Below are 4,380 nucleotides of genomic sequence, written 5' to 3' on the forward strand. Positions count from 1 at the left end.
ATCCCCTTGCCCCGTGGTTGCCGGCCAGCGGCCGGCACTACCGATCAACGATGGGCGAGCGCGTAATCGAGCGCCGAGCACACCGCCGCCACCTGCGCGTCGTTGCACTGCTGCGGCGTCGCGCGGGGGCTGTCCGGGTAGACCTCGGTGGTGGTGGTGTACTTCGCCCCGGTGATGCCGGCGCACAGGCCCAGCGGCACCAGCGCGTACTCGATCACACCATGCGCGACCACCGGAGAACCGATGATCTCGCCCTTGTCGTCGGCCGGTGCGATATGGGTCACCTTCTCCACTTCGGCGACCACGGCCTGCTGGAAGGCCGGCTGCGGATTCCCGCTGTCGTCCACCAGGTAGAAGCCATCGGGAATCAGGCCCGGTTCGAACGGCTTGCCATCGCGCGCGGCGAGTGCGGGGCGGAACTCGCTCTCGTCGCTATCGGTGGTTTCGTGCAGGTCGATGTGCAGCACGAACTGGCCCTTCAATGGTGCAATAAGTTCGATCAGCGCCGTTGATTCGCGCGCCGGGCCGTCCGCGCGGAAGTTGCGGTTCGGGTCGATCGCATCGAAGTTCCAACGGTTGATGCGCTCGAAGCCCCACGGATTCACGCACGGCGCGACCAGCAGGTTGGACTTGCCGGCATAGGTGTCGGCGTGTTTTTCGAGGAATTCCAGCGCGCCCAGCACGCCACTGGTCTCATAGCCGTGCACACCGCCGGTTACCAGCGCGGCCGGCAATGCCGGGTTCCAGTCGCGGCTGCGCAGGGCGAACAGGGTATAGGTCTCGCCTGCATAGTCGAGCTGGCCGTAAGCCACCTTGTCGAAGCGCCCGGCCAGTGCATCGATGCGCGGCAGCACTTCCTCGTCATAACGGCGCAGGCGCTGCTGGCGCGCACGCCACTGCTCCCGTTCCGCCACGCCCCACGGCTGGCCAGGGGTTCCGACGGGGTAGAAAGCAGCAGTGGACATGGCAGATCTCAGCGGGTCAGGAGGCAATTGATCACTTTACCACCGGGTCAAAGCGCTGAACCGTGTGCCGATTCCAATGGCGAATGGAATCAGCAATAATTCTCATTTACGCCCTTCCGCTGCCCGCAACGATGCCCATCCCTGCCCTGCAACCGGCCCGCCTGCCCCTGGCCGCCGCCCTCGCCCTGTGCCTGATCCCGGCTGCCAGCGCCTTCGCGCAGGACAGCGCCACCACGCTCGACAGCATCCAGGTATCGGGCAGCTGGCTGGGCACCGGCCTGCACGACAGCGTCAAGAGCTTCGCCGGCGCACGTACCGTGGTTGATCGCCAGCGCATCGAGGCCAGCGGTGCCGCCAGCCTGGGCGATGCCATGCGCCGCATTCCCGGCGTGCAGGTCACCGACAACTCCGGCACCGCCGGCAGCTCGGTGTCACTCAACATCGGCGTGCGTGGCCTGACCGGTCGCTACTCGCCGCGCTCGACCGTCCTGCTGGACGGCGTGCCGCTGGCGGTTGCGCCGTACGGCCAGCCGCAGTTGTCGTTCGCCCCGGCCAGCCTGGCCAACATCGAGTCGATCGACGTGGTGCGTGGCGGCGGCGCGGTGCGTTACGGGCCACAGAATGTCGGCGGCATCATCAACTTCAGCACCCGTGCGATTCCGACTGCGGCCGGTCTGCACGGCGAGGCCGGCGTGCGCTACAGCGCTTACGACCACGGCGGCGGCGACAGCACCCAGTACAACGCGTTCCTCGGCGGCACCGCCGACAACGGCATGGGCATGGCCCTGCTGTATTCGGGGCAGGACGGCCGCGGCTGGCGCCAGGGCAGCGATGACCGCTTCGATGATCTGGCGCTGAAGTTCGCCTATGCCATCGACGCACAGCAGGAACTGCGCGCCAAGCTGTCGTACTACGACGTGCGTTCTCTGACTCCGGGCGGCCTGACCCCCGCCCAGTACCAGGCCGATCCGTTCCAGAACACCCGCCCGTCCGACTTCTGGAAGGGCCATCGCACCGGCATCGACCTGGGCTACACCAACACGCTGTCGGAGAACAGCGAGTTCGAGGTGCTGGCGTATTACAACGAAAGCAACCGGGCCAGTTCGCTGATCAACGCGGCCAACACACAGATCACGGTGCAGCCGCGCGACTACCGTGTGCTCGGCATCGAGCCACGCTACACCCAGCGCCTGCACTGGGGCAGCAGCGTGCACGACATCACCGCCGGCTACCGCTTCCTGCGCGAGCGCGGCAACGACCGCAGCTACACCGTTACCCGCCGTACCGGTGCGACCGGCGCGACCACCCGCTTCGACAACGCCACCGACGCGCACTCGTTCTACGTTGATGACCGCATCGCCATCGGTCGGTGGCGGATCACGCCCGGCGTGCGCATGGAGTGGATCGACATGGACCGCCGCCAGGCCGGCGGCGGCGCGACCTTCAGCAGCCGCAACGACAAGGCCCTGCCCTCGCTCAACGTCGCCTACCTGCTGACCCCGCAGCTGACCGTGTTCGGCAACTACACCACCTCGTTCGGGCCGGTGCAGAACATCCAGTTGAACTCGCAGAGCGCGACCAATCCGCTGAACCCGGAAATCGCCAGGACCACGGAGCTGGGCGCGCGTTGGCAGGATGGCGGGCTGCGCGCGGAAGTGACCGTGTTCAAGATGCGCTTCGACAACCAGATCCTGCAGGTGCCGGGCATCACCCCGCCCACCTTCCAGAACATCGGCGCCACCGACCACAAGGGCGTGGAAAGCGCGATCGAGTACCGCTTTGCCGAAAGCAGCGCGCTGGCCGGCCTGGAACTGTACGCGAACTACACCTGGACCAAGGCCATCCAGCAGTCCGGCGACAACCGCGGCCTGGATGTGCCGTTCTACGCGCGCGATACCGACAGCGTAGGTGCCCGTTATGCGCTGGCCGGCTGGACCTTCAACGTGTCCAGCACCCACCAGAGCGGCCAGTTCTCCGATGCCGCCAACACCTGGGAAGAAGCCGCCGACGCGCGCGGAGGCCGTGTACCCGGCGTACGCCTGTGGAACGCGCAGGCCGCCTGGCAGCTGCCCTGGCTGGCCGACAGCGAGGTCGCGGTGGGCGTGAACAACCTGGCCGACAAGCGCTGGTACACCCGCAACGTGGATGGCAACGCCGGGCGCATGGTGGCCGCGCCGCGCACGTTCTACGTGCAGGGCCGCTACCGCTTCTGAGCATGGCAACCGCCTGATGCGGTGACGGTAGCGCTCACGGTGGCGGCGTATCATGCCGCCACCATGTCCTCCACCGCTTCGCCATCGCGCCTGCATCTGGCCTTCCAGGGCCTGCGCCTGCGCCTGCGCGGCAGCGACCTGTGGTTCATCGCCCTGGCGCTGGTGGTCGGGCTGATCGCCGGCGGCCTGACCCTGTTGCAGGCTGGGCTGGCACGCACCCTGCAGACGGCGTTGTATGGGCTGGACGAGGGCATGCGCCTGAGCTCGCTGCCCGCTTTGACCTGGACTGCCCTGCTGGTGCTGCCGCTGGGTGGCCTGGTGGTGGGCCTGGTCAGCCTGGCTGCCACGCGCCTGAAACGCCCCCTGCTGGATGCCGTGGAAGCCAATGCACTGCATGGCGGTCGCATGTCGATGCGCGACAACCTGATCGTGTTGACCCAGACCCTGGTCTCCAATGGCTGTGGTGCTTCGGTCGGACTGGAGGCGTCGTATACGCAGATGGGCGCCGGCAGCGGTTCGCAGCTGGGGCGGGTGATGCGCCTGCGCCGCAACGACGTGCGCATCCTGGTCGGTGCTGGCGCGGCCGGTGCGATCGCCGCGGCCTTCGGTGCACCGCTGGCCGGGGCCTTCTACGCCTTCGAGATCGTCATCGGTGCCTATACGCCGGCGGCACTGGCGCCGGTTGCGGTGGCCGCGCTGGCCGGTGCCTTCGTTGCCGACCAGGCCGGCGTGGACGCCTATCTGCTGCCGGCGGCATCGACCATCGACGTGCGCGCAGCCGACTATGCGATCTACGGCCTGCTCGGCTGCTGCTGTGCGATGGTCGGCATCGTGGTGATGCGCCTGATCGCCTCCATCGAAGGCACGGTCAAGCGCAGCCCGCTGCCGTTGTGGGGGCGCCCGGTGGTGGGCGGCCTGCTGCTGATTCCGCTGGCCCTGGCCAGCCCGCAGGTACTGTCGTCCGGCCACGGAGCGCTGCACCTGGACCTGACCACCCATCTGCCGCTGATCTGGATCGGCGGACTGCTGACGCTGAAATGCCTGGCCTCCGGCATTTCGCTGGGCTTCGGTTTCCGCGGCGGCCTGTTCTTCGCCTCGCTGTTCATGGGCACCCTGGTCGGCACGCTGTTTGCCGGGCTGCTGGCGATGGCCACCGGCGTCCCGGTGGTCGACGCCACGTCGGCAGCGCTGGCAGGCATGGC

Annotated in this window: 3 protein-coding genes; 2 read left to right on the forward strand and 1 reads right to left on the reverse strand. The window is 67.9% G+C overall.

Features of this window, described 5'->3' with window-relative positions; all coding sequences use genetic code 11:
• Positions 1–44: 44 nt before the first annotated feature.
• Positions 45–965 (reverse strand): M14 family metallopeptidase, encoded by a 921-nt coding sequence (locus AB4Y84_RS14390; protein WP_442250328.1) that lies wholly within the window; start codon positions 963–965, stop codon positions 45–47.
• A gap of 131 nt (positions 966–1,096) precedes the next feature.
• On the opposite strand from AB4Y84_RS14390, the gene AB4Y84_RS14395 reads away from it, so the two are divergent.
• Positions 1,097–3,178: a TonB-dependent receptor family protein gene (locus tag AB4Y84_RS14395; protein WP_442244827.1), complete on the forward strand. Its 2,082-nt coding sequence runs from the start codon at positions 1,097–1,099 to the stop codon at positions 3,176–3,178.
• A 63-nt stretch (positions 3,179–3,241) separates the two neighbouring features.
• Positions 3,242–4,380: chloride channel protein (locus AB4Y84_RS14400; RefSeq protein ID WP_442250329.1), on the forward strand; the 1,139-nt coding region annotated here is incomplete at its 3' end.

The sequence above is a fragment of the Stenotrophomonas sp. 2YAF22 genome (assembly GCF_052114665.1).
Classification (GTDB): Bacteria; Pseudomonadota; Gammaproteobacteria; order Xanthomonadales; family Xanthomonadaceae; genus Stenotrophomonas; species Stenotrophomonas indicatrix.

Excerpts from the sequence above, each read along its gene's own strand:
- AB4Y84_RS14390 (WP_442250328.1), bottom strand. The coding sequence starts at position 965 with ATGTCCACTGCTGCTTTCTACCCCGTCGGAACCCCTGGCCAGCCGTGG.
- AB4Y84_RS14395 (WP_442244827.1), top strand. The coding sequence starts at position 1,097 with ATGCCCATCCCTGCCCTGCAACCGGCCCGCCTGCCCCTGGCCGCCGCC.